22 protein-coding genes are annotated in these 26,036 nt (G+C 46.7%); 14 read left to right on the top strand and 8 right to left on the bottom strand.

What is annotated here, in order from left to right; all coding sequences use genetic code 11:
- Positions 1 to 63: 63 nt before the first annotated feature.
- Together H6H02_RS09650 and H6H02_RS09645 are read left to right on the top strand one after the other, a co-directional pair.
- A complete protein-coding gene (locus H6H02_RS09650; RefSeq protein ID WP_190816989.1) occupies positions 64 to 3,111 on the top strand; it encodes a tetratricopeptide repeat protein in 3,048 nt (1,015 codons plus the stop codon).
- A 34-nt stretch (positions 3,112 to 3,145) separates the two neighbouring features.
- Positions 3,146 to 4,609 (top strand): serine/threonine-protein kinase, encoded by a 1,464-nt coding sequence (locus H6H02_RS09645; RefSeq protein ID WP_190816987.1) that lies wholly within the window; start codon positions 3,146 to 3,148, stop codon positions 4,607 to 4,609.
- 145 nt (positions 4,610 to 4,754) lie between these two features.
- Here H6H02_RS09645 and H6H02_RS09640 read toward each other — a convergent pair whose 3' ends face one another.
- The 5 genes from H6H02_RS09640 to H6H02_RS27595 all read right to left on the bottom strand — a co-directional run bounded on the left by H6H02_RS09640 (position 4,755) and on the right by H6H02_RS27595 (position 10,151).
- Positions 4,755 to 7,283, bottom strand: coding sequence for a sigma 54-interacting transcriptional regulator (locus H6H02_RS09640; RefSeq protein WP_190816985.1), 2,529 nt, complete (start codon positions 7,281 to 7,283; stop codon positions 4,755 to 4,757).
- Positions 7,284 to 7,492: 209 nt separating this feature from the next.
- Positions 7,493 to 8,167 carry a GNAT family N-acetyltransferase gene (locus H6H02_RS09635; RefSeq protein ID WP_190816983.1) on the bottom strand — a complete coding sequence of 225 codons (675 nt, stop codon included), beginning with the start codon at positions 8,165 to 8,167 and terminating at the stop codon, positions 7,493 to 7,495.
- Between the two features lie 18 nt (positions 8,168 to 8,185).
- Positions 8,186 to 9,010 (bottom strand): PD-(D/E)XK nuclease family protein, encoded by an 825-nt coding sequence (locus tag H6H02_RS09630; RefSeq protein ID WP_190816981.1) that lies wholly within the window; start codon positions 9,008 to 9,010, stop codon positions 8,186 to 8,188.
- A gap of 390 nt (positions 9,011 to 9,400) precedes the next feature.
- Complete coding sequence (locus H6H02_RS09625) at positions 9,401 to 9,982, bottom strand: PAP/fibrillin family protein (RefSeq protein WP_190816980.1); 582 nt, start codon at positions 9,980 to 9,982, stop codon at positions 9,401 to 9,403.
- Between the two features lie 43 nt (positions 9,983 to 10,025).
- The gene (locus H6H02_RS27595; protein WP_277922538.1) at positions 10,026 to 10,151 is read right to left on the bottom strand and encodes a hypothetical protein; all 126 of its coding nucleotides are present in this window, start codon (positions 10,149 to 10,151) and stop codon (positions 10,026 to 10,028) included.
- Between the two features lie 45 nt (positions 10,152 to 10,196).
- Here H6H02_RS27595 and H6H02_RS09620 point away from each other — a divergent pair, with 45 nt between their 5' ends.
- The 5 genes from H6H02_RS09620 to H6H02_RS09600 all read left to right on the top strand — a co-directional run bounded on the left by H6H02_RS09620 (position 10,197) and on the right by H6H02_RS09600 (position 15,044).
- Positions 10,197 to 10,436, top strand: a complete 240-nt coding sequence (locus H6H02_RS09620; RefSeq protein WP_190816978.1) for a DUF3134 domain-containing protein — start codon at positions 10,197 to 10,199, stop codon at positions 10,434 to 10,436.
- Positions 10,437 to 10,526: 90 nt separating this feature from the next.
- Complete coding sequence (gene mraY, locus H6H02_RS09615) at positions 10,527 to 11,639, top strand: phospho-N-acetylmuramoyl-pentapeptide-transferase (RefSeq protein ID WP_190817091.1); 1,113 nt, start codon at positions 10,527 to 10,529, stop codon at positions 11,637 to 11,639.
- 434 nt (positions 11,640 to 12,073) lie between these two features.
- Entirely contained in the window at positions 12,074 to 12,757 is a 684-nt protein-coding gene (locus H6H02_RS09610; RefSeq protein ID WP_190816976.1) for a response regulator transcription factor, read from the top strand.
- 589 nt (positions 12,758 to 13,346) lie between these two features.
- The gene (locus H6H02_RS09605) at positions 13,347 to 13,931 is read left to right on the top strand and encodes a low molecular weight protein arginine phosphatase (RefSeq protein WP_190816974.1); all 585 of its coding nucleotides are present in this window, start codon (positions 13,347 to 13,349) and stop codon (positions 13,929 to 13,931) included.
- A gap of 129 nt (positions 13,932 to 14,060) precedes the next feature.
- Complete coding sequence (locus H6H02_RS09600; RefSeq protein ID WP_190816972.1) at positions 14,061 to 15,044, top strand: alpha/beta fold hydrolase; 984 nt, start codon at positions 14,061 to 14,063, stop codon at positions 15,042 to 15,044.
- 82 nt (positions 15,045 to 15,126) lie between these two features.
- Here the strand turns inward: H6H02_RS09600 and H6H02_RS09595 are convergent, their stop codons facing one another.
- Positions 15,127 to 15,834 carry a PHP domain-containing protein gene (locus H6H02_RS09595; protein ID WP_190816970.1) on the bottom strand — a complete coding sequence of 236 codons (708 nt, stop codon included), beginning with the start codon at positions 15,832 to 15,834 and terminating at the stop codon, positions 15,127 to 15,129.
- Positions 15,835 to 15,930: 96 nt separating this feature from the next.
- Between H6H02_RS09595 and H6H02_RS09590 the strand changes: the two genes are divergently transcribed.
- A complete protein-coding gene (locus H6H02_RS09590) occupies positions 15,931 to 16,659 on the top strand; it encodes an ATP-binding cassette domain-containing protein (protein ID WP_190817089.1) in 729 nt (242 codons plus the stop codon).
- Between the two features lie 68 nt (positions 16,660 to 16,727).
- On the opposite strand, the gene H6H02_RS09585 is transcribed toward H6H02_RS09590, so the two are convergent.
- Positions 16,728 to 17,924, bottom strand: a complete 1,197-nt coding sequence (locus H6H02_RS09585; RefSeq protein ID WP_190816968.1) for a HetZ-related protein — start codon at positions 17,922 to 17,924, stop codon at positions 16,728 to 16,730.
- A 478-nt stretch (positions 17,925 to 18,402) separates the two neighbouring features.
- Positions 18,403 to 19,056, bottom strand: a complete 654-nt coding sequence (locus H6H02_RS09580) for an L-threonylcarbamoyladenylate synthase (protein WP_190816965.1) — start codon at positions 19,054 to 19,056, stop codon at positions 18,403 to 18,405.
- Positions 19,057 to 19,126: 70 nt separating this feature from the next.
- Here H6H02_RS09580 and larC point away from each other — a divergent pair, with 70 nt between their 5' ends.
- The 6 genes from larC to H6H02_RS09550 all read left to right on the top strand — a co-directional run bounded on the left by larC (position 19,127) and on the right by H6H02_RS09550 (position 25,948).
- The gene (gene larC, locus H6H02_RS09575; protein WP_190816963.1) at positions 19,127 to 20,491 is read left to right on the top strand and encodes a nickel pincer cofactor biosynthesis protein LarC; all 1,365 of its coding nucleotides are present in this window, start codon (positions 19,127 to 19,129) and stop codon (positions 20,489 to 20,491) included.
- A 114-nt stretch (positions 20,492 to 20,605) separates the two neighbouring features.
- Positions 20,606 to 21,466: a class D beta-lactamase gene (gene blaOXA / locus H6H02_RS09570; protein WP_190816961.1), complete on the top strand. Its 861-nt coding sequence runs from the start codon at positions 20,606 to 20,608 to the stop codon at positions 21,464 to 21,466.
- A 408-nt stretch (positions 21,467 to 21,874) separates the two neighbouring features.
- Entirely contained in the window at positions 21,875 to 23,575 is a 1,701-nt protein-coding gene (gene hflX, locus H6H02_RS09565; protein ID WP_190816959.1) for a GTPase HflX, read from the top strand.
- A gap of 208 nt (positions 23,576 to 23,783) precedes the next feature.
- On the top strand, positions 23,784 to 24,179 hold the full coding sequence (locus tag H6H02_RS09560) for a hypothetical protein (RefSeq protein WP_190816957.1): 396 nt from the start codon (positions 23,784 to 23,786) through the stop codon (positions 24,177 to 24,179).
- Between the two features lie 211 nt (positions 24,180 to 24,390).
- Positions 24,391 to 24,936 (top strand): NUDIX hydrolase, encoded by a 546-nt coding sequence (locus H6H02_RS09555; RefSeq protein ID WP_190816955.1) that lies wholly within the window; start codon positions 24,391 to 24,393, stop codon positions 24,934 to 24,936.
- 229 nt (positions 24,937 to 25,165) lie between these two features.
- On the top strand, positions 25,166 to 25,948 hold the full coding sequence (locus tag H6H02_RS09550; RefSeq protein WP_190816953.1) for a DUF72 domain-containing protein: 783 nt from the start codon (positions 25,166 to 25,168) through the stop codon (positions 25,946 to 25,948).
- Positions 25,949 to 26,036: the final 88 nt, after the last annotated feature.

Here is a 26,036-nt window from a genome sequence, read left to right as displayed (position 1 = left end):
AACCTCCCCAACATGGGAGATATATATAAGCAGTTCGCTAACCCACTGCTAGAGAATTCTGCTATGAATCATCATCTGCGTCGCCTTAGCGTTGTTACTGCAACCTTGCTCATCTCGTTGAGTTGTCCGTTACCAATGGTGGGAAATAGTTGGGGAAGCGATGCTGTTTTGGCGCAGGTGCAAACTAGAGAACAACGCAGAGATGAGGCGTTTCGTCTATACAAAGTAGGAGTTCAGCAGGATCAGCAAGGACAATTTAGAGAAGCTTTGGAAACGTTTCAAAGTGTTTTAGTTATTGTCAGAGAAATTGGGGAGCGTCAAAGAGAGGGAGCCACTCTCAACTATCTTGGGGGAGCTTACAGCAATCTGGGACAGTACCCGAAAGCCTTGGAGTATTTTCAACAAGCTTTAGCTATTTACGAAGAAATTGGTAATAAGGCAGGAGAAGGTACGACGCTCAACAATCTTGGAGGAGTTTACATCTACCTGGGACAGTACCCAAAAGCCTTGGAGTATTTTCAACAAGCCTTAGCCATTTATAAAGAAATTGGTAACAAGGCAGGAGAAGGTACTATGCTCAACAATCTTGGGTTAGTTTACATCTACCTGGGACAGTACCCAAAAGCCTTGGAGTATTTTCAACAAGCCTTAGCCATTTACAAAGAAATTGGTAATAAGGCAGAAAAAGGTACGACGCTCAACAATCTTGGAGGAGTTTACGCCAACCTGGGACAGTACCCAAAAGCTTTGGAGTATTATCAACAAGCTTTAGCTATTACCCAAGAACTTGGTGGCAAGGTCATGGAAGGGAAGACACTCACCAATATTGGGGAAGTTTACCGCAACCTGGGACAGTACCCGCAAGCTTTGGATTATCACCAACAAGCCTTAGCCATTACCCAAGAAATTAGTGACCGGGCAACAGAAGGTATATCTCTCGGCAATATTGGGTTAGTGTACACCTACCTGGGACAGTACCCGAAAGCTTTGGAGTATTCTCAACAAGCCTTAGCAATTGCTCAAGAAATTAGTGACAGGGCAACGGAAGGTAGGGCGCTCATCAATATGGGGGAAGTTTACCGCCACCTAGGACAGTACCCACAAGCGTTGGAGTCTTATCAACAAGCTTTAGCCATTGCCCAAGAAATTGGTGGCAGGGCAGCAGAAGGGACGACGCTCAACAATATTGGGACAGTTTACCGCCACCTAGGACAGTACCCACAAGCGTTGGAGTATTTTCAACAAGCCTTAGCGATTACCCAAGAAATTGGTGACAGGGCAGGAGAAGGGATGGCGCTCGGCAATGTTGGCGGAGTTTACGACAATCTGGGACAGTACCCACAAGCGTTGCAGTATTATCAACAAGCCTTAGCGATTACCCAAGAAATTGGTAATAAGGCAGGAGAAGGTGCGACGCTCAACAATATTGGTACAGTTTACGGCAACCTGGGACAGCCCCCACAAGCGTTGGAGTCTTATCAGCAAGCTTTAGATATTGCCCAAGAAATTGGTGGCAGGGAAGTAGAAGGGACGACCCTCAACAATATTGGGATAGTTTACGACAAGCTGGGACAGTACCCACAAGCGTTGGAGTCTTATCAGCAAGCCTTAGGTATTCACAAAGAAATTGGTAACAAGGCGATGGAAGGGACGATACTTAGCAATGTTGGTTCAGCTTACAATACTCAAGGTAAATATTTCCAAGCCGAAACAACCTTATTTGCAGCTATTGAGGCTCTGGAGTCTCTACGGTCGCGAGAATTAAAAGATGACCAAAGAATCTCTATTTTTGAACAACAAGCTGGTTCTTATAGAGTGCTTCAACAAGCATTGGTCGCACAGAATAAATTTGACCAAGCTCTCTTAATTGCCGAACGCAGCCGCGGTCGAGCTTTGGTGGCTTTATTAGATTCTAAGCTATCAGAAAACCTCAGCAATCTACCCGATATAAAACCCCCACTTCTTCAAGAAGTTAAGCAAGTTGCTTCTGAACAAAACGCTACAGTCGTTCAGTATTCGATTATTTATGAACCATTCAAAATTAAAGGAAAAGAAGAATGGCAGCAAAAACTCTACATTTGGGTGATTAAACCAACAGGCGAAATTGGCTTTAAGCAGGTTGATCTGGAAAAATCTCTGAATAAATCTTTACAAGACCTTGTTATCAATAGCCGTGACTCTATCGGTGTCAGAAGTCGCAGTATCTTTGAAGTCACTCCCACAAATCCCCAACCTCAAAACCCAACTGAAAAATTACAGCAACTCCATAAAATACTCATCGCACCCATTGCAGACTTGCTACCAAAAGACCCTAACGAGCGTGTCATCTTCATCCCGCAAGAATCGCTGTTTGTCGTCCCATTCCCCGCACTACAAGACGAGCAAGGCAAATACTTAATCGAAAAACATACCATCCTCACTGCTCCTGCAATCCAAGTTTTGGACTTAACCCGCAAGCAGAAGCACAACGGTCAAAGGTCAGTCAAGGATGTGCTGGTTGTGGGTAATCCTACCATGCCCAAAATTCAAATTGGGGAATTAGTTGCAAAGTTAGACCCTCTCCCTGGTGCAGAAAAAGAAGCAATTCAAATTGCTAAATTCTTCAATACTGAAGCATTGACAGGTAGCAAAGCCACCAAAGCAACCGTGATGCAACTCATGCAGAAATCACGCATCATTCATCTGGCTACCCACGGCTTACTTCATGATTTTAAAGGATTCGGTGTACCGGGAGCGATCGCGCTTGCTCCTTCTGGGAAAGCTAACGATGGAATTGATGGTTTACTCACTGCCGGGGAAATCTTCGACATGAAACTACAAGCTGATTTAGTTGTCCTCAGCGCTTGCGACACGGGAGGCGGGAATATTACAGGAGATGGTGTAGTTGGCTTATCTCGCTCTTTGATTTCTGCGGGAGTTCCCAGCGTCTTGGTCTCGCTGTGGGCAGTTAATGATAATTCTACTGCCTTTTTAATGACTGAATTTTATCGCAATTTACAACAAAATCCTGACAAAGCTGTTGCCTTACGTCAAGCGATGCTGACAGCAATGAAACAATATCCTAATCCGAAACAATGGGCGGCTTTTACGCTTATTGGTGAGGCGGAGTAAGTTTTTACATACATTGCAGGAGGAATTATTTCTTATGCTTGCAGAAGAGCAGGTCTTGCGCGATCGCTATCACATTCAATGCCAATTAGGGCAAAATTCTGGACGGCGTACCCTACTAGCGCAGGATTTACAAACCCAGGAACTTGTTGTGCTTAAGATTCTCACTTTTAACAGTGACTTCCGTTGGGAAGATTTAAAACTGTTTGAACGAGAAGCAGAAACCCTAAAATCTCTATCGCATCCGGCAATTCCCCGCTATCTCGATTCCTTTGAATTGCACTTACCCGATCGTCAGGGATTTGTACTCGTGCAAACTTATATTCCTGCAACCTCCTTGGAAGAATGGATTAAGCGCGGACGGACATTTAGCGAAGAAGAGGTAACAGAAATCGCGAAAGCATTACTGAATGTATTGAACTACTTGCACTCTAGCAATCCTCCGGTGATTCATCGGGATATTAAGCCAAGCAATATTTTATTAACTAGCGATCGCTCTGCTCATCAGGTTGGAGATATCTACTTGGTTGATTTTGGTTCTGTGCAAACGGCTGTCCGAGAAATCGGGACGATGACAATTGTTGGAACCTATGGTTATATGCCACCCGAACAATTTAGCGGACGTGCTTTTCCAGCCTCCGATCTTTATAGTTTGGGAGCAACATTAATCTACTTAGTGACAGGAACACAACCCGCCGATTTGTTACAAGAAGATTTGCTGCTTGAGTTTGAACCCGCGACGCATCTGGCTCCCAGCTTTGTGCAATGGCTCAAGCAAATGACCCATCCCAACCGCAAGCAGCGATTTAGTTCAGCTCAATCCGCGCTCGCTACGTTGGAGCAGCCGTCTCTCCTGCAACTCCCATCTGTTGCATCAGCAACATCAACTCCTCTAACTCTGCAAAAACCGGATTATAGTAAAGTTTCTCTTCACAAAAATGCAGAAACTCTAGAGATATATCTACCTCCAGAAACTTCTAATGGAGGAGCGGGTTGTCCAATTTCCTTTCTTTTTTGTTTTACTATTATTTCATTGATAGCACTGATTGGTTCTTTGCCTAGCGGAAACGGATTCTTAATCTTGATGAGCTTGTTTCTTCTAGCGGTTGCTTGTTCCAGTCTGTGGCAAGCTTTTTTCATCAGCAAGGTAAACACTTACATTTATATCGATCGCAAGTCAATAAAGGTAACTCAACTAGCGTGGAAAATACGGCGACTGGTTTTTCAGGCAAGTCGCAGTAGCCTCTATAAATTGACCTACGTTAAGCGCCTGTATCGTCGAGATACTGAAGCGGGCATTATGGAGGTACCGCCAGAGTTAAAGATTTGGGCTACAGAGGGAGCCATCAACTACACAGACGCTAGCTCTAGCTATCGCATTGGGCAATCAATAAGTACAGACAGTGAAACTCGCTTCTATGGTTATTTGACAACACAAGAACTTGATTGGTTGGCGCAAGAATTAAGTAATTGGTTGGAGTTACCAATTACCAGAGAGTAGGAGCAAAAAATTTTTGAAAATACGACAAGTTACATAGTTTGTGGCAGCTTTCATATATAGCCATCTTAAATAATTCCTCAAGGTGAGATACCAGGCTTCTTAGAGAAGTCTGGTATCTGATTACAAGAGTCATTTACTACGCCGACTATCTCACAATAATTGCCCAGAGACTCACAAATAGAGCGATCGCGCCCAGATGCTGAGGCAACAGCGCTCGGAAAGATTGACGAGCAATTTTTTGGGTTAATAGCATCGTCAATAGGAGTGAGAAAATTAGCGTTGTGCCTTGCAAAAACTCAATCACAGCCGGGTGTGCAACCAATACAGGCAACCCTTCACCGCTAAGACCGAAAGTTGCCATTGTTAGCGGCAGAATCCGTCCCGCTTCCCCTAAACCCAGCCGCCAATAGTGAGCTAAATTTGCCCCCAACACGAGCGGCAAATATCCATAAGCCAACTCTATAAACGAGCGAGGCTTTACGGAACCCTTAAAGAGTTTGATGGCGCTATAAGCTAAAAACGGCACAGTCGCAGGGACAATTAAAGCTACCAGGGAGAACCCAAAATGTTGCCAAAACTGGGTTAAATCCAGGTTCAATCTCAAAGTTGATTGCAATTCTGGCAACCGATGGAGATAGACGCCTCCTAATAGCAACAGTAACAGCGCCACTTCCGAATCATGGGGTACATGAGTTGTCCACAATTCAATCCCTGGCGGACGCAAATTTAACTCGACCGAACGGTGGGGACAAGCTTTGAGACAAGTCATGCACAAAACGCAGTCTTTGTTCTCTTCCAACTGAGCCGGGTGAGAGTACAACGGACAGCCGCCGGTTTCTAAACCTTCCCCTTTTCGAGGGCCACCTTTGTAGCATTGATAGGTGGTGCATTCCGCCGAACAAGTACCCTGTTGCGCTCTGAGTTCAGTCATCGATAGTTTGGCAAAAAGGCCATTCATCCCGCCAATGGGACAGAGATACCGACACCAAAACCGCCGCTCAAAAATTGCGGAGAAAATCATTGCCCCAGCAGTAATTAATAACAGCAAACAAGCGGAGAGGTAGGCAGTATCTTCTAAATCCCAGAGTTCTTCCCACAGGTAAATAAGGACAAATAGCCCGAACAAAAACCATCCGCCCCACTTCTCGGCAGATTGTCGGGGCCAACGCTTCAGCGATCGCCCTGGAAAAAGCCACTGAGAAAGTTTTTGGGTGACTTCCCCATAAATCATGAAGGGACAAACAGAGCACCACAGGCGTCCGACAAACGGAAAACCGATCAATACCAAAGGCCACCACCACGCCCAAAATAGGTTTAGAGCTACATTTTCGGAGCGATGCTGGGGACCCAAAAATAAGAGGGCGATGACAAGCGCAAAAGCACCCAAAGTAAAGCCGTAGTTAATCCGGTCGGGCCACCAAGAACTGCGGAGAAATCGCCGCAAGTCGGGATAGGCATTTAAAAGATTGACGCGAAATCGCTTTTTATGGGTTTCGGCTGACCAGAATACTTCTTCGGTGAGCAGATTCACACCGGCACATTGAACGAGTGCCCGTTCTACGAGACTTTGCAACTCTTTCAGGTTGCCGGGGAAATCATAGGCTTGTAAGCGGCGTATAGCTTCTGGAGCGACTTTGGGTTTGCGAGTGCCCTTCGCTCGACAGAACAGGCGAATGTAGTATTCTACCTGGTCTTCAATGTCCGCTTTTCGCACCCGCAGCGGCGGCACTTTGATTAAATGACCGACTTGACGCTCAATTGTCGGCAGGTGCTTTTCCGCAATCATCATAATCCGGGCTTGACACGTGCGGCTGGGCGCGGGGGGATCTTCCGAACGGCTGAGGGGGGTGTAGGTATTGGTTTCTAATAATTGAGCCAGCTTAGGCGTTAACTCTGGCGGAAGTTCTTGAATGTTGTTGAGGACTAAGGTGCCTGTCCCTAGGGATTCAATTAGCCCTGGTTTGCCACTAGCACGACCAAATAGTTCTGCACCACTTGCTTGCAGCGCACTACAGTTTACTTTAACGATCGGTTCGCGTCGATAGGAAGAACCAAAGTGAACCAGAGCAGCGGTATTGTCTTTTTCTAGTCCCGGTTCCCCGAAAATCAACACTGGACGCCGATCCTCAGCCGCCTCTTTGATTTGCTGGCGCAGCCGGACTGCATAGCGGCTTTTTCCCACCACCCCGCGTCTTGCCTTTGATACTAGATAAGGGCGCAAGGCGGTTTGACGCTCTTGTTCGTAGTTCAGTTGAGACGATAGTTGAGCGAGTTCTTGAGCCAACTGCTGGGAGAACGCTTGGGCAATTTCGGGATATTGAGCGACTATTTTGCGAAATTGCGCTGCGGGAATCAACCACAGCGTGCATTCGCTGAGTGTCTTGATAGTTCTTTGAGCCTGCTGGTCTAACAGTAGCTCTTGTAAGTGAATGGTGGCTCCGGGAAGAAAACTAATCACCCAGGCTAAACCTGTTTGGTTAGCGCGATCGCCTTCTAGTTGCCCTTGTTTGAGAATATAGAGTCCTTCGGGGGGCGTTTCCTCCGCCACTAAGGTCGTTTGCGCTGGTACGACTTTTTCTTCCAGAAGTTGCGCGATCGCTTCTAATACTTCTGCCGATAGTACACCCAGCGCTGTTCTCTCTTGTAGCCATGTCACCGTGTCTTTTGATGTCATGGTTGCCTTAAAAATAAATTTCGCTTTACATTTTAGCCATTTTTTATAAAAAATATTAATTAGTTAATTTGATTGCCAAGATTAAAACAACTGAGATGAGCGAGCTTGTCAATCTGTGGGTTCCCCTAGCCTTATTGGGTTTGATAGTCTTAGCGGCGATTTTCTTTAGCCGCAGCAGTAGCTAAGGAAAATCCTTATCAAAAAGAAGGTTAACTTTCGGGATCGGAGAAATTCGGAGGTTCGACAGGAGTTGATGGAGTGTCAGTCACCATAACTTTTGTCGCTGCTTCGCTAGCAATTCCTTGGGTTTGAGTGGAAGGACGGCGGCGCGTTCGTTTATAAGCAGCCCTCTCAGCTTTTTCGCGCTCGTAGGCAATCAGCCTGCCATAATAATCGTGCTTGCTCAAATTCATCGACAAGAAAATGTGCTGGCGAGTATTGCCAAAACCTTTGCGGCTAAAAAACTTCACGGCTGGGACATTCGCGGGATCGGTATCCACCAGCATGAACCGCACCCCGTCTTCAATCATCCGTTCTACCAGCTTATCAACGAGCTTGTCTCCGACGCCCCGACGCTGAAAATTCGGATTCACACCCAGCCAAATAATGTATCCATAAGTCCAAGATGCCTTGCTAATCACGGTTCCCAAAATGAACCCTGCCAGTTGTTCGTCGATTTCAGCAACCAGACAGTATTCCGGATCGGTATTGTAAAGCCCAATCACCTCCCATTCATCCCAGGTTCGATATAAATAAGGGTACAAATTGCTAGTAAATACAGCTTCTCCCAAGTGGTAAACTGGGGCAAGATCATCAATTTCTAGGTCGCGGATATAGATAGAAGAGTAGTTAGATGCAGCCTCGTTCTTATCAGGATTTGTCATAACTTCTAATTTATTCTTTTATAAGGAAACTTCCTGAATATTTGCTAAGTTCGGGAGCCAATTTTGATGAGAAAGATTTTCTTCATTGGTGTGATGAGAAGCATTCGCTAAGTTGCGATCGCGCTGACACCGAATCGCAAAATTACAGTCAGGGCAACGATTAGTGATTTCTGGAACTTGAGGAAAATCTTCTCCTTGCTGATAACGTTGCAAATAATCGGTTAGCTGCGTCAACAGTTCCGTTAAATCCCTTTTTGTTTGCTCGTGTTGAGCGGCATTATAAGTAAATTTGAGGCTTTCTGGATGAGGCTGAGACTGGACAAACCAGTAAGTCATCGAAATCTGTTCTGGCAAATAATCGCTAGTCTCTGCCAAAACATAAAGATACAAGCGAGTCTGCCAATCTTTTTCTAGCCAACGCCGATTTTTTGGTTGAGGATAAGTTTTCCAATCTAAAATTTGAGCAGATTTGGTATCTTCAATGAACAAATCATAGATGACTGTCAATAAATATCCCTGAAAATTCAGGGTGCGACAATGTTCGCTTTGGCGGAATGTTTTCGGGTTAGATATCAAAATTTCTGGTGCTGCATCCACCAATGCCGTCACCCAACGATGTAATTGGGCGTCCTCTTGCACCAAAGATTCTACCGGCAATCCTAGTTCTCGCTGCTGCATCAATAAGTGAAACCGGCTACCCCAATTTTGCCGTTCTAGCTGTTCTGGATTGGTGGGTGAACTCAGTTTATCTAAGTAGATTTGTTGAAACTTTCGGGGACAAGTTTGTAGCAGATTTAATTGTCCTTGGGACAAGCGGAATAAAATTTCTGGTATGGATTCCATCTGATTAATGACTAAGGATTTTTAGTTAAGTGGATATCATTTATCTGTAGCAATCATAAGTAATTCGTAAAATTCTCTTTATTCTTTCTCCCCTTCTCCCTCTTTCTTAGCGTCCTTGGCGTTCTTCGCGGTTCGTAAAAAAATGAGTGATGTATCTCTCTTTTGCAGGACTTTTTCTTCTTAATGGCTAATGGTTAATTATTATTAGCCATTAGAGAATCTCTGAAAAGTCATAATCGAGACGCTTAAATGGTCGAGATCCCCCTAAAAAAGGGAGACTTTGAAAAAAATCTCCTCCCTTTTTTCTAGCGAAGCGGCGCTCTCTTCGCGGGGGCTAGGGGGGATCGAAGCAACTTTTGACACTTCTCGGACATCCTCTGAGCCATTAACCTAAGCTTTTGTTAACACAAACACACTGCCTTCATTGCCTCGCCCTATTCGCAAATCCTCATCTAGATAAGTAGTATCCAGCCAACCTTTCTGGTTGCTGCTGTCGATACCAAAATCTAAAGCTGGGAATCGCTGACCGTTTTCAATTTGCCGAATAAATTCTGAAGGCGACTGATAGTTAATGAGACGCTGTAAACCAGAAATAGAACGCTCAAATTTTACCAAAACACGACGTTCAGAAACTGGTTCAAACCGAGCAGCAACGCTAACAAATCCTTCCAGATAGGGTAAGCCATAAACTTCAGCAATATTGTAAACTTTGGCGTCTTTGGCTCGAATGCATTGATAGATTTGACCAAGTTTAAACAATGGCAGTTGGTCAATCGTTAATAAACCGCGACTGGTGGTGTAAAGTAGTCGCCAATTGCCATCTAGTAGGTCAGTCGCCTCAACCGGACGGGGAGTAGGGTTGAGGTCTTCCAATCGGGCAACCGCTGAGAGAATCGCTATTTTGTCGGTTTCGGTTGCTAGCAGTCCGCGATTTTGAGAAGCGATCGCTTCCAACAGTGCTGCTTTCCTCATTTCCTCCTAGACCTCTTTTGTGGGTGATTTCTCTACCCCCAGCTTAGCTTTTGTCCAACACCCTGCTGGCATCAGCGACCAGTGCCCAGTTGATAAGTTTGATAACAACTCCCTTGACACGTAATAGTATCCACGCCAGCGATCGCGTTTCTGGGAGTGGTAAACTCAATATGTCTAGTTAGCTCTCAATCCGAAATTCTCAAATATGTCAAATATGTACAACCCGTCTCTGCGTGAAGAACCTCGTCACCAGCTGGCTGGTCTGATTCCGTTACAACAAGAACCATCCATTCTCGACTGGCTCGAATCCACAGGACGCTTGTTGGCGCGAGATGTTCAAGCTGAAGATAGCTTCCGCGATGGTGATGCAGAAATCTCCGATCTGATGGCACCGGATGATGTTTACGACGATCTTGAAGACGATGATGATGTCGTCGATGTAGACGAAGATTAGACAGAGGAAAAGAATTCAGCACTCAGGCGTCAGAGTAAATCCTGGATTCTGAAATTCTGAATTCTGGTGTGAGAAGTGAACGAAAAATTTGTGGACGCTAAAATATTTTCTGGTCGGTCGTTCAACCCCTCAGGAACTAGCCTGCTAGCGTTACTGGCAGTTGGGCTTTCCCTAGGGACGATATTATTCGATCTGCAAGCAGGTGTTTTCCCTGCCGTGGGCATCTCGATGACCTTGCCCCTGTGGTTTTGCGCCTTAGTGACAGCTCTTTTAGGATATCGGGCAGTTCCCTTCCTACAAGCCCTAAAAGCAGGGCAATTTATTCGGGAGGATGGCCCCCAAGCGCATTTACAAAAAGCAGGCACTCCGACAATGGGCGGGGTGTTTTTTGTACCAGTCGGGGTAGTCGCCGCCTTGGTGTGGTCTGGATTGGCTGTAGGGATACAAGGACTGTTTCCCGTTCTTGCCGTATCAATCGTAACTTTAGCCTACGGTGCGATTGGCTGGGTTGACGATTGGCAAGTGATTAGACGCCGATCTAATAAAGGCATCTCGCCCCGGATGAAACTCATTTTGCAGATTGGGGTGGGTGTTCTGTTTTCTATGTGGCTTGTCTGGAACCAACCAGCAACTATCACCACGATTGCCTTGCCTTTTGGTTTAGCGATTCCTTTAGGGCTGTTGTTCTGGCCTTTGGCAGTATTTGTGCTAGTGGCGGAAAGTAATGCGACAAACCTTACGGATGGAGTGGATGGACTCGCAGCGGGAACAGGCGCGATCGCTCTTTTGGGACTCGGTGCCATTGTTGCTCCCGTGTCGCCAAGTTTGATGATTTTTTGTGCCTGCATGAGTGGCAGCTACCTAGGCTTTTTGGTTCACAACCGCAACAAAGCCCGCGTCTTCATGGGCGATACGGGTTCGATGGCACTGGGAGGCGCACTGACAGCAGTTGGACTTCTGACGAACAATCTCTGGGCGCTGTTTATCCTCAGCGGTATTTTCTTCGTGGAATCCCTCTCAGTGATGGCGCAGGTGGGCTACTATAAAGCCACCAAAGGCCCGGATGGTATCGGCAAGCGTTTATTTAAAATGGCACCGATTCACCACCATTTAGAACTGAGTGGCTGGAGTGAAACCCAAGTGGTTGCCGCCTTTTATCTGATTAACGGGATCTTGGCTTTGTTGTGTCTTGTACTTCGTTAGTTAAATAGAAGACTTAACTCAGCTACAAGTGAGCAAGCGTTAATTTTTAATCAATCAAGGTCTGCGATCGCTTGTTTTACCGAACAGACTGAGTCGGTAGCGATCGCACCAACTCTATGCGCCGACTTAAAGGCAAACAAACCCCAATTTCTAAGTCATCTGATAAGGCCTCTGGAATTCAGGGGTTCAAAAATCTAGCAGAAAGACGATGCTTTTCCCTCTTCCTAATTGAGTAGGCAAGGGGAAGCACCTCTGTTAAACAGAATACAATTTGAGCGAGTTTAATTTTATTATTGATGGTTGCATTTGGATAGTCCAGAAGTCCGAACAAATAGAGGTTTAAAAAGTTCGCTACATTAATTAAAAAACCAGCAGCAAGGGAACACAGCTGTTAAGAAAATACTGTTAAAAAATGTAGCGGTAAGGAAAGATAAATGACAGGAAAATTGTTACTGGTAGACGACGAACCCGGACTGCGCGAAGCAGTCAAAGAATATCTGCAAGACAGTGGTTTTACCGTTCAGGTTGCCAGTAACGCTGGTGACGCATGGCAGATGTTGCAGAAGAACCAGCCGGATTTAGTGATTTCAGATGTGATGATGCCCAAGGTGGATGGGTATCAGTTCCTCAAGCAACTGCGGGAAGATCCTCGCTTCAAAACTTTACCTGTAGTATTTTTAACGGCTAGAGGCATGACAAGCGATCGCATCCAAGGCTATCAAGCAGGGTGCGATGCCTATCTTCCGAAGCCTTTTGACCCGGAGGAATTGGAGGCAATTGTTAAAAACTTACTGGAACGTCGCACCACTCCAACTAGCACTACCAGCGGTAACGATATTGAGGACATCAAGCAACAAATTGCTGCCATCCGGGGGATGTTAGAAGATACAAATCGAATTCCCCAGTCGCCTTCCCATATCCGCATAGACTTAACGCCACGAGAGCAGAGTGTTTTAGACTTGGTCGCGGAAGGATTGATGAATAAAGAAATTGCCCGACGCTTGGAAACCAGTGTCCGCAACGTTGAGAAGTATGTCAGCCGCTTGTTTAGCAAGACAGGGACGAATAGCCGCACCGAGTTAGTGCGCTATGCCCTTGAACACGGTTTGACTCGATAACTGTCCTCGCTCTCAAAACGTTTAGGGGAACGGGCTTAGCCCGTTTCCTTACGTGTTTTTTTATCTATATCTGCGCTTGTCTTTAGGAGCGATCGCACCGGCGATTCTTAAGAACTGTTGCGTTTATTAAAGAAACTTGTCCTTTTCTCATTGATCCCTTAAGGTTGCTGGTATTCTTCATTTAATACAATTCAGAAATTAAAAGAAAACCACATGAAAGTTTCACAAGCGCCACATCTGGGTCAATCAGTTTCTCTGGCAATTCTTTTAGTATTAATGAGCGTTAGTGTTACCGTCCTGATGGTCATTCAAAGTGGAATCTAACTTTAAAAATAGCTAATTTTTGCTTGTTTTCACCGATAAAAGCCGCTCCGCAATGAGCGGCTTTTGTTTAGGTAAAATCAATATTATATTCCTTTAGATAGAAGCGAAAATTGATTAATTAAGTATCTGTTCGTTAAATCAAAAATGGCAGCTGCGGGTACCGGCCATTCATTTGTAAAAATAAGTCTAATGCATTTTAAAAAGTTAAAGGGTTCACCATCAGTCGTAGCGTAGCAAAATAGACGTTACTTCACTCACTTCTGGTATGCGAGTTCTATTTGTTTGTACTGGCAACACCTGTCGCAGCCCGATGGCAACAGCGCTATTTCAGAAAAAGATTCGGGAACTGAAGCAAAGACAGGAAATTTCAGCCGAAATTGAGGTACGCTCTGCGGGACTTTATAAATTTAAGGGGATACCCGTTTCGCCCCATGCTCTGACAGTATTGGCAGAGTACGGAATTCAATATGACTGCGAACCGCAAGGATTAAAGCCAGAACTCCTCGAATGGGCAGATTTAGTGCTGACGATGACGAAGTTCCATAAATATGTAGCGATCGCGACATATCCTGCGGCGCTCAACAACACTTTCACGCTCAAAGAATTTGTAGGAGAGCAAAATTCCTTAGATATTAGCGATCCCGTTGGCAAATCTTTATCCAGATATCGCCACTGCGCCCAGGAAATCGACTGGGCACTCAATCTTTTACAGCAGAAATTAGTCCACATCTCATCGGAAAGCAGCTTTGGTTCTTTTTCATTCCCGACTCCTCAACCTTTACCCCGCACCCTACCCTTGTTCAGATGGCTGATTAGGCTGACTCGGTTGGCTCAGAAAACACAACGTTAAGACATGACTTCATTTCTGAATATCTTCTGAAGGATTCGCTGAGTCCTGGTGGCTGTTAATCTAAATAAATGTAGATGCGCTGCGCCGCATTGAATTCGGGCTTCCCATGCAAAAACGATTCAGATAAAAATGTTTAACTATTCCACCTTTACCGCAGCATTGGTGCGAGAGACAAAAGCCCGTGAAGATGCGCTACCGCTGATGGATGAAACTTGCGGCTCTCGGTTTTTTCTCTACTCTAATCCTACGGACAAGGTGTGTCTGTTCTTTCATGGGTTTACTGCCACTCCAGAACAGTTTGTGCCGATAGGAGAAGCTTTCTTTAAGGCAGGCTACAACGTCTTGATTCCTTTGCTACCTGGGCATGGGATTGCAGGCAATTGGGATGGAGATAACCCTCCTCCGCTTCCCGAAGAACAGGAGGTTTATCAACAGTTTGGGATTTACTGGCTACAACAAGCTCAAGCTTTGGGAAGAAAAGTGGTAGTGGGAGGGCTTTCTGGTGGCAGCACTTTGGCAGCTTGGCTATCCCTAGAACGCGCTGTACAAATTTATCGGGCTTTGCTGTTTGCCCCTTATTTGAGTGGCAGCAATAAAGTAGTCGATTTGTTGGTACGGGTATTTAATATCTACTTTGAGTGGAAGACTGACCCAGGAGTCGCACATTTTGGCTATGACGGCTTTCTCATGCCATCATTGCGAGTATTTTTAGACATGGGAAGAGATATCTTTGAGCGGGCGGAAACAAGTTACGCCGCGCCCATGTTGATTGTGTCGAGTGAAAGCGATCGCGCAGTCGGCGACGAAGAACATAAAGCTCTGTTTAAAACCTTACTCCCGCAACAACCCAAGTGCTGGTATCACCGCTTTGACCAAAGTCTGAATATTCAGCACAATATGATGACCAAAGCGGAGGGGAATGAATACGCAGACTTAGTCATCGCAGTGGCTAAAGCCTATGTTGAGAGCGATTTAACCTGGGGTGAGGTGGAGGAGATGCGCGATCGCTTGCAGCAGGGTAACTCCTTCCACCAAGTCGTGAATCAACTCCATCTGAGTCAGCGGGTTTCTCCCGATTTGTCTACCGTCATGTCATTGCTAGCCCTCGATTAAAAAAAGCCAGATCAAATCCGCCGAAGTGCGCTTTGCAAGTGGCTCCAGTTGCCTTCTTGAGCCTGTCTAGCGGGATTGAGTGTTACAGGCGTTGGAGCAAATTTAAGCCGTGGGTATCGGTGCCGCAGGTGCTAAACAAACCATAAGTGGCAGCGAGCTGTTCCACCTCTTTCGTTTCCCTCAGACTGGGTTGCCAGGGACTAGGGTTGTTGTAGGCGTAGTAGGTTTCAACGCCGTCAATGCCTACCTCAGCGGCAGCAGGAATAAGTTTGGCAGCAGGAAGGCGGTAGCGGGCTGGATGAGCCAAGACGGCAAAACCACCAGCCTGATGGACGGCGTCAATCACATTAACAGCGTCAGCATCGCTTCCTTTGGGTGCAGAGCCTTTCAGATATCGCTTCATCGCAGAGTGTTCTGGATCGAAGGCATAGCAAAGGATGTGGACTTCAGTGTTCAGCAGGATAGAGGTGATTTCGGTGCCGATCCACAGGTGGGGTAAGTGGGCGGAATCAGGATTCGTGTAGGTGTGTTGCAGCCAGTATTGAGCCTCTTTGAAACCGCAAATCGTATGGTGGTCGGTAATCGCCAGCCCTTTAAGACCAATCGCGATCGCCTGTTCCATCAACGCACTCGGTGGCAAACGACCATCCGAGTAGACGGTGTGCATATGGAAGTTATAGGAGTGCGGACAACTATCAGCCTGAATCGTCTCAAAGACGTGCCTGAGTGCTGTTGTATTCTGGGCTGGTGGCTGGGGTGAAGCAGAAGATTGAGCAAGATTGATCGCCATAACCGCCGAGTAGCTGTGCGCGTTCTTTGACAATTGTTAACATATACCCTAACAAAACTAAAGAGGAATTGCGTTGGGACATTCGATGTGCATTCCATGCTGAAAGTCGCCTTTAGCAAAAATTTTCTGCCCAAATCGGCATCCAATGGCGGGCAGTTTCACTTAAATATTCAGTTTGAAGTTTCTGGCGGCTTAACCGTTCTATTTGGGCCTTCTGGCTGTGGCAAGAGTTCGACATTACAAGCGATCGCAGGGTTGTTGCGTCCGGACTGGGGCCGGATTGAAGTGGCGGGAACAATCTTCCTGGATACTAAAGAGCGTCTAAACTTGCCAGCGCACCGGCGAAATGTCGGTTATGTCTTCCAAAACTGCGCCTTATTTGGGCATTTGAACGTAGCGGAAAATATTGGCTTTGCTCTCAACCGCTGGCAACGGCACCGGCGGCAGCAGCGCGTTCGTGAATTAGTAAACTTGTTAGAACTTGAGGATTTGGTACATCAACCCGTGCAGCAAATTTCTGGCGGGCAAGCTCAACGGGTAGCGATCGCCCGTGCTTTAGCTCCCTACCCTAAAATTCTGCTTCTCGATGAACCTTTCAGTGCCCTCGATGATGATTTGAGAGCAACGCTTCGTACCGAGTTGAAAAGCATTCAACGTCAATTTAACTTGCCGATTGTCCTGGTGACTCATTCACGAGCCGATGCCTTGGAACTCGCCGATCGTTTAGTCATATTAGCAGCGGGACAAGTCGTGGGAGTGGGTCAGGCGGAGCATTTGCTCGGTTCCCGTTCCTATTCCATTCCGGGAAAATTCCAATGGGGATAGGGGAAAGTCATGAGTGAAGAGTGTTGAATCAAGAGAATTTTCTTCATTCAACACTCGAAACTCATTAGTCATACATCTCCTTGGTTGCGGATTTTCCAAGCCATTTCCAGCACTTGAGTCCAGCGCTTTTGTAACTGTTTGGGCGTGCATCCGAGTGTTTGAGCAATTTCCCGATCGTTGACTTGAGCTTGTTTTAACTCCAACAGCTGCTGCTGTTCCTCAGAAAGTTGATTCCAAAACGCTTCCCACTGCTGAGAAGAGAGGCCCAGTTTTTGGTCGAGATCGGCTCCCAACCATTGATGTACCAGCTTCCAGTTGTTTTGACGAGAGAATTTTTCCACATGGTACTTAAAGCGCTGTTGTAAGTAGTCGCGCTGACGGGCGGTTAAACCCAGGATTTCGTCAATCTCTGGTGCGGAGAGGTCTTGCAGCTTTAAAACCAGGTAATTAACACAGTCCTCTTGACCTTGGGCTTGCAGGTATTCCATCAGTTCAGCGACGACGCGATCGCGCAACACCGCTTCCGCCGGGTCAATCGTATCGGCAACCAATTGCGATCGCAGCTGGTGCATCGCCGCTGACCGACTTTGAGTGTCCGCATCCTCACCTCTAGGAAACTCAATCGCCTTCTCAATATCCATGCTCGTCTCAGCAGGCTGGCGGCGAGCAAACCCCTGTGCCCTCAACACAACTAGCTGCTGGCTGGTGCCATTCGGTAAATTGATGCGACGCTTGGCATACTGTTCGCTGAACGCCATATACTCCGCCAGTTCCAGTTGAGTGCGGGGAGTATAGTCTATTGTCAGCTCATTTTCCCGCCGGAACGCTTTGATGGACTCAGCGTAAAACTCTTGCAAGAAGTCCTCAATCAGGTTGTAGCGGGCTTGGAAACCTAGCTGAGAGTGTGGCGACACCACATAACGATAAACCATCGCGCTGAGGTTGCTGTGCAGTTCAACCCGACCCCGCTTAGAACCCAGGCGGTAGTATGACAGACACTTTTGCAGCCGATGCCGTCCCAGATTCAACTGCCAAGAACGAACCTCACCCGAAGTCTGGATGCGGGCACTCTTGCTGCAAATCCGCGCCACCTCTAGGGCGATCCGGTTAGCCACAGCCTGAACGTGCCAAGACATCACTTTAATTTCAGTCCGCAATTCCTCTAACAACAGATCGGTCATCGTTTGCACGTCGATTCCCAACAGTTGCTCGGTCGAGTGACATAGGTTTTCAGAAGATTGGCTGGGAGAATTGATAGTTGTCATGGTGAAAGCCCCTGGTAGCGACAGAATTCAAAGTCAACAAGAGCAGATGAGAACGGTTCAAAAGTTTTGTCTCTTGTCAGGCAGCGCCTGCATTTGACCGTTTCAACTCTCTATATTTAGACTGTAGGGGCTTATTGTTAGACACCGGACAGCGGGTGTGTGACTACTCTCAGCTCACTATGGGTCATCTCTACCCTCTCCCACCATTTTCTCTGACCTAAAGAAGCACTAACCCTTGCTGTACCTGGGCTTACGCTCCCGCAAACGATGACGGATTGGTGTTTTCGTAAAGCGGTCGGAGCGGGTGTTGAGTGGACAATCCAGGAACTGGATTGCTGGTAGGGTTCTCTTCCGAAGTCCCTAGTGATGAGGCTGTAGTAATAGTCTTTAGTTCACAAAGGGATTTTAGATGGGCGATTTGGGACTTTGGATTTAAAAGCTTTAACTCAATCTTTAATCTTTAATCTTTCATCTAAAATCAACTGACCGATGTCGCCCAAGCCGTTGCAGCCTCCCATCCCAGACCTCTCCGGACGATGACAGGTTCCTCACCTGTCAAATCCAAAATTGTGGAGACCCCATCTCCTGGTTCCGAGCCAATGTCCACAATCAGGTCTACTAGCTTGTCTACCTGGTCAAACAATTTTGCCTTCTCCAGCCCTAGGGTTGGGGCGTTGCCATTCCGATCCTCTAGGTGAGCTGAGGTGGAAATAATCGGATTACCCAATGCCTGCAACAGCGACTGGCACACTGTATGTTCCGGAACCCGAATGCCTGTCGTTTTGCGCTTGGGACTCATCACCAGCTTGGGCACTAATTTGGTGGCTGGAAGCAGAAATGTGTAAGTCCCAGGAATTAAATTCCTCATAATCCGATAAGCGACATCAGTGACGACGGCATATTGGGCAATGTTGGACAGAGACGGACACAGGAACGTCAGGGGCTTATCATTAGATAGCTGCTTAATCTGCCTCACACGCTCCACCGCTGACTTGACATTTAGGTCACAGCCAATGGCGTAGACAGTATCAGTGGGATATAGCATCACAGCGCCATCTCTTAGGGCACCTACTATTTGTTCTATTCCACGAGTTTGCGGTGTATCAGGATGGATATTGTAGATTGTCGCCATAATGCAGAATCCAGAACTGAGATTACAGAATTCAGAATCCAGAATTTTTCCTGACTCCTGATTACTCCTTATGAACAAGCTAGCTTACCTAGAATGTCCAACAGGAATTGCCGGTGATATGTGCCTGGGGGCACTTGTAGATGCGGGAGTTCCCCTAGATTATTTAATTGAAAAGCTCAAGAGGCTGGGAATTTCCCAAGAATACCAGTTACGAGCCGAACACGTTCACCGGAACGGTCAGCAAGCTACTAAGTTTCACGTAGATTTGAGCGATCGCGATCGCACTGATTCAAATCACCACCACGAACATCACCGGCAAAATGGTGGGCATCAGCATCAGCATCGGCATCCCGATGGCGATGGCGATCTCGATGGGGTTCATTCTCATTCCCCGACGCGGCATTTACCAGAAATTGTGCAGTTGATTGCAGCAGCGGAGTTTCCGTTACGAGTACAAGCGTCCAGTTTGGCAGTGTTTCAACGGCTGGCAGACGCAGAAGGAGCGGTTCACGGTATTCCCCCAGAAGAAGTTCATTTTCATGAAGTCGGGGCGACTGATGCCATTGTAGATATTGTCGGCACTTGTCTGGGCTTGGATTGGTTGGGGATTGACGAACTATACTGTTCGGCACTCCCTACTGGTGGCGGGATGGTTAGAGCAGCTCACGGTCAGCTAGCGGTGCCGGTACCGGCTGTATTAAAGTTGTGGGAATCGCGCCAGGTGCCAGTTTATAGTAATGGGATCGATCGGGAACTGGTGACGCCGACTGGGGCAGCGATCGCTTGTACACTTGCCACCGGCTTTGGATCTCCACCACCCATGACGATTCAGCGAGTTGGGAATGGTGCCGGTTCCCGTCAGTTACCAATTCCCAATATTCTGCGCCTCTGGATTGGCGAGGGTGTAGAGACGCGATTTGCTTCTCTACAGGAGTCGGGATTCCTTCAGCCTTCCGAAAGCCCCTGTTTAGAAATAATTTCGGTGCTGGAAACTCAAATCGATGATTTGAGTCCCCAAGCGATTGGCTATGTATTTGAGGCACTATTTAACGCCGGTGCGGTGGATGTGTTCACTCAACCGATTGGAATGAAAAAGTCCCGTCCTGGGATTTTACTGACGGTTATTTGTCATCCAGAACAGATATCTGCTTGCGAAGCAATCTTATTCCGAGAAACGACAACCCTCGGCATCCGGCGTCAGACACAGCAACGCTCAATTTTGCAGCGAGAAATTCAACAGGTTCAAACAGAATATGGCTTCGTTCGCGTCAAAGTTGCCTGGACTGGGAATCCTGACCAGAAAGCGATCGCGAATGTGCAGCCAGAATACGAAGATTGTGCCGAATTAGCCAAGGTAAACAACCTTCCCTGGCGCGAAGTGCATCAACTGGCGCTCAATACCTGGTATCTCCAGCACAGTCGCAACTTTACTTGAATTTGCTGCCAGCGAAGACGCTGATACCCGATCGGATATCTGAATAGATTTCTGGAATTGCCAAACCCATTGCTGTATTACAACTGGTTTGAAAATCACATAAGGAAAATCCTGATGTATCGAATGAAGCAAGTGCCAATAGCGATCGCGATCGCTATTGGTAGCCTCGTGGCGCTGTTGACCATTAACGGTTTCTTTAGCACTGCGGCGAACTCTCAGCCCCCTCAACCAACTTCAGAAATCACCACAACTCAAGGGATAGACCTGGGGCGTTCTTTCCGAGAACTGGGCGTTGAAGGGTCAATTTTGATTTACGACCAGAACAAAAATCAATTCTACGAACATAACGCGCCTCGAAATTCAACGGCATTCTTCCCCGCTTCAACCTTCAAGATTTTCAACGCGCTTGTGGCATTGGAAACAGGGGTGATTCAAGATGAAGTGACTGTTTTAACCTGGGATGGCATTCAACGGAACATCGCAGCTTGGAACCGAGACACCAACCTGCGCCAAGGTTTCAAAGACTCAACGGTTTGGTTTTACCAAATTTTGGCTCGGAAAATTGGGCATGAACGGATGCAGAAGTTTATCAATCAAGTCGGCTATGGAAACCGCAAAATTGGGACATCTGAGCAGATCGATCGATTTTGGTTAAGCGGCCCTTTAAAAATTACGCCCAAACAAGAGATTGAGTTTCTGCAACGTCTCTATCGCAACGACTTACCCTTCTCTCAACGCAGCTTAGATTTGGTCAAAGATATGATGGTGCGCGAACAAACGCCAGACTATGTACTGCGCGGAAAGACGGGCTGGGCTAACAGTACGACTCCTGAGAATGGCTGGTTTGTGGGATATCTGGAACAGAACAATAATGTTTATTTCTTTGCCACAAATATGGATATGCGAAACGATAATGATGGTGTCAATCGCATTGAAATCACCCGGCGCAGTCTTAAAGCCTTAGGACTACTTTGAGCTTCCTTAAAAACAGTCTCTTAGACGATTTATCGCAATTCTATTTGAGCTGCGAACCAGCCCTGTAGATCCCCGACTTCTCTAAAAATACCCCTGGCGAATCGGGGGTATCGCTCCTCAGATGGGATGAAATCCAGAAGAAAGAAGAGACCAAAGAAGCCAAAGATACCAACAGTAGAATTAGGCCTGCCAATGCATGGGGGTGGCGTTGATTCAGAACCATCCGTTCTAGCAGCCATCAGACTGGTATCTTATTTTGTTGCAAATCCCTGAGCTTTTTTATACCAGATCCCACTTTTAAAACATCCTCTTAACTCCTACTTAATCCAAAAGGAAGATTAAGTCAAAAAGGAAGATTAGTAAATATTGAAGCAAAGGATTCAATAGGCCAGTTTTTTAGCGAATCTTATGCAAACTATTTACGGAAATCTTCAAGGATTACAATCGAGCCATATCAAACAACTACAGCGGCTTTACGAACAGCGCCAACCAAGCGATCGCCTGACGACTCCAGAATTCGCTCAAGCGCTAGCCGAAATCAGTACGTCTATTCATCATCCAGTATGCTGTTATATCAATCGACGCGGGCACCCGATCCGAATCGCTGTCGGGACTCCCAGCCAAACGCAAATTCCGCCCCAAGAGTTGCCTCGGCATAAGGGCGAACACTTGAGTGGAATTCGCTGTCTTGCCACTCAACTCAAATCCGATCCACCGGATACAGCGGCACTCAGGGCAATGGCACAGCAGCGCCTAGACGCCTTAGCGGTTTTAGTTCCAAGGGGCGATGGGGCGCGACGAAATGGTGAAGCCGCAGGCGATGTCAAGGAAGCTTATCTGGCTCACCTGGTTCCCGAAGCAGAAAAGCCCTGGGTTATTTCTCGCCCCCTTAGCTTAGATGACCTGACAGAGCAAGGCTTTGACGACTTAGTAGATGAATGGGAGAGTGAGTTCTCCGAGTCGGGCTTTGAAACCTTGCAACTCCCAGAGAATAACTCAGACGGCGATCGCGTTCTGCTGGTTGGGTTGATGACAGAAGACGTCTCTCCCCAGCGGTTTCAAGATGGTCTGGAGGAACTCGTTCGCTTAGTTGAAAGTGCCGGAGGACAAGTATTAGAGACAATGCAACAAAAGCGATCGCGTCCTCATCCTCAAACGGTCGTCGGTCATGGAAAAGTTGAAGAAATTGCCCAACGCGCTCATCAACTGGGAGCCAATATTATTGTCTTTGACCGAGATATCTCTCCCTCTCAAGCTCGTAACTTAGAAACCGAGATCGGGATTCCTGTTGTAGACCGGACTGAAGTAATTCTCGATATCTTCGCTCAACGCGCTCAATCCCAAGCAGGTAAATTGCAAGTGGAACTGGCGCAACTGGAATATATGCTGCCTCGGCTGAGGGGTCGGGGTCGGGAAATGTCCAGACTAGGAGCCGGGATTGGTACGAGAGGACCGGGTGAAACCAAACTAGAAACCGAGCGGCGAACCATTCAGCGCCGAATTGCCCAACTCCAGCAGGAAGTCAACCAATTACAAGCGCATCGCTCCCGGATTAGACAACAACGGCAAGAGCAAGCGATTCCCTCTATTGCTATGGTTGGTTATACCAACGCCGGGAAGTCCACCCTGCTGAACGTGTTAACCCACGCCGAAGTTTATACGGCAGATCAACTGTTTGCTACCCTCGACCCCACGACTCGAAAGCTGGTCATTACAAACCCCGAAACCCAAGAGCGACGGACGATTCTTCTGACAGACACCGTCGGGTTTATTCACGAACTCCCGCCACCGCTGATGGATGCTTTCCGAGCCACCCTGGAGGAAGTCACGGAGGCAAATGCCATGCTTCATGTCGTCGATCTATCCCATCCCGCTTGGGAAAGCCACATCCGTTCGGTCATGGAAGTGCTTGAAGAAATGCCTGCCCTTCCAGGTAAAGCTTTAATCGCTTTTAACAAGGTCGATCAAGTAGATAGCGAAACGCTAGCCTTAGCTCAACAACAGTATCCCGAAGCTGTGTTTATTTCTGCCACTCAACGCTTAGGTTTAGAGACTCTACGTCAGCGGATGGTGCAACTGGTTGATGAAGCAGTTCCACAACTGCACTAATAAAGCACTAATAAAAAGGTGACAAGAAGCGAGCAGTTACGGTGTCTATTTTTGCTAATTCCCCAACCCACTTAAAAAGGGGTTATAGAGCAATCTCCCCCCTTTTTAAGGGGGGCTAGGGATCAAGTGTATAGGACACCCAGTTAAGTAAACCGTATTCACAACAAATCGAGCAAACCAAACAAGAATTTACACGCTGATTAAAACGATGAACAATCCAATAACGTGGAAGTACGTATTTCAAACCAAAGCTATCATTAACTGGGTTGAATCTATAGCTTTGCTGTTATCCGACCAATGGATTCGCCAAATACTGGGTCAAGAACCGCTCACCAATCCTGAATATTTACATCTGTTCGGCGCATTAGTATTTACGATCGGGATTGGTTATTGGTGGGTTGGTAAAGATATCTCTCGCAATCACGACCTTGTAAGATTTGGAATTTGCGCCCAAGTTTCTGTCTTTATCGTTCTGGCTTATCACACCTTAATCGGCGGTCTTCACCCATTTTATTTAGTTCCAGGTGTTATTGACCTTACCTTTGCAATTCTCTTTAGTTTATTTCTCTCCTCTTATGAACGGATTAAACCAGCTTTAGAGTAATGAGAGCTTTGTGCATTTCGATAACAACCTAGAACCCCACCCCAACCCTCCCCGTTTACGGGGAGGGTGAAATATTATCTCCTGATATTAACGCAAAATTAGGAGCTTTCGAGACAGTTTGCATCATTGAGATGCTCCTACATTCGCGTAGTTATGACGAGAGAAATTCCAGTTACTTTTCGTCGATTACTAAATAGAAAAAGAACGCAACATGACACAAAAACATGGCCCTTGGACAATCCAAGAAACGAATCGAAAGTACCAAAATTCGTTTATCAATGTTCGTGAAGACCAAGTTCTTCAGCCTGACGGACAACCGGGTACCTATGCCACTGTCACCATGAAATCTGGCGTTGCTATTTTGCCAATCGATAGCGATCGCGTAGTCTATCTTACCCGGCAATTTCGTTATGCGCTTGGCAAAGAAAGCATTGAGGTTGTCGCTGGTGGTGTTGAGGAGGATGAACCGCACCTGGAATCTGCACAACGAGAAATTGAAGAGGAATTGGGAGTTAAAGCCTCAGAATGGCTCGATCTAGGAGTTTTTGATTTAGATACATCAATTGTCTACTGTCCGGTGCGTCTATTTCTAGCAAAGCAATTAACATTCACCCAATCCCATCAAGAAGGAACGGAAACGATAGAAACAGTTCGGATTCCCTTAAGTGAAGCGGTGCAAATGGTCATGGATAGCGTAATCACACACGCGCCAAGCTGTGTGCTGATTCTGAAAGCGAATAAGGTACTTGGCGAATAATAGGCGATCGCGCTGACACTGGCTAAACATATCACCACAAACTTTGGAACTTATTCATAAGTCTCACGGTTGGGACGCACTCAAACTAAGCTAATGGCAAATGTGGCTGGCAAATGTGACTCGCAATAGTGGCTATGACTTTGGTTGCGACTTCCTTTTCAAGCACTTTTAGTCACTCGGGCTTGGTGATTTGCAAGAGATAATGATTTAGTTCAAATGGAACAACTGAATGAGTGAAGAACAAGAGCAGGAATCTCAACCTTTTACGGCAGCTCCGCTGCTGCAAATTGGTACTAGCGGTTGGGTTTATAAGCACTGGATGAACATTTTCTATCCAGCGCAGATGCCTGGAAACCAACAACTCCCATTTTACGCACAGCACTTTCCAACTGTAGAAATCAACTTTTCTTTCTATCGTCTGCCAGAGCGGTCTGTATTTGAAACGTGGCGAGAACAAACACCTGAAGGGTTTATTTTTGCTGTGAAAGGTAGCCGCTACCTTACCCACATGAAAAAGTTAAAAGATCCGGCTGAGCCGCTATCTCGCTTGATGGAACGAGCGGGTGGGTTGCAAGAAAAATTAGGCCCAATTCTGTTCCAATTCCCTCACACATGGCCCTTAAATATCGAGCGCCTTCAGCCGTTCTTAGAATTACTTTCTTCTTATCCAGAAAAACGTTATACATTTGAATTTCGGCACCAAAGTTGGCTAATTCCACAGGTATACGAACAATTAGAACGTGCGGGTGCAGCCCTTTGTTTGCCCGTCAGCCCCACGGTTCCGCTAGATATTCGTTTGACTGCGCCCTGGACTTATATTCGCATGCACAGCGGACAATGGGGTGTTGGTTACAGCGAGGAAGAATTGTCTACTTGGGCTTCTCATATCCGCTCATTTCTTCAAAAAAAGATTGACGTGTACGTATATTTCAACAACGATCCAGATGGTCATGCTATCCACGATGCTGAACGCCTGAAAGCATTACTGTCCATGAATTGTTCAACGTTTTAGTGATGAGGAAAAGCAAATAATACCTGGCGATTGGAAATCGCGGCTACACAAACAAAGTCCGCCTGCGCGGACTATTGAACTCTGCTTC

The sequence above is a fragment of the Coleofasciculus sp. FACHB-1120 genome, assembly GCF_014698845.1.
Taxonomy (GTDB): Bacteria; Cyanobacteriota; Cyanobacteriia; order Cyanobacteriales; family FACHB-T130; genus FACHB-T130.
Note: the sequence above shows the minus strand (reverse complement) of the source record. Positions and strands in the feature narration are given on the sequence as shown.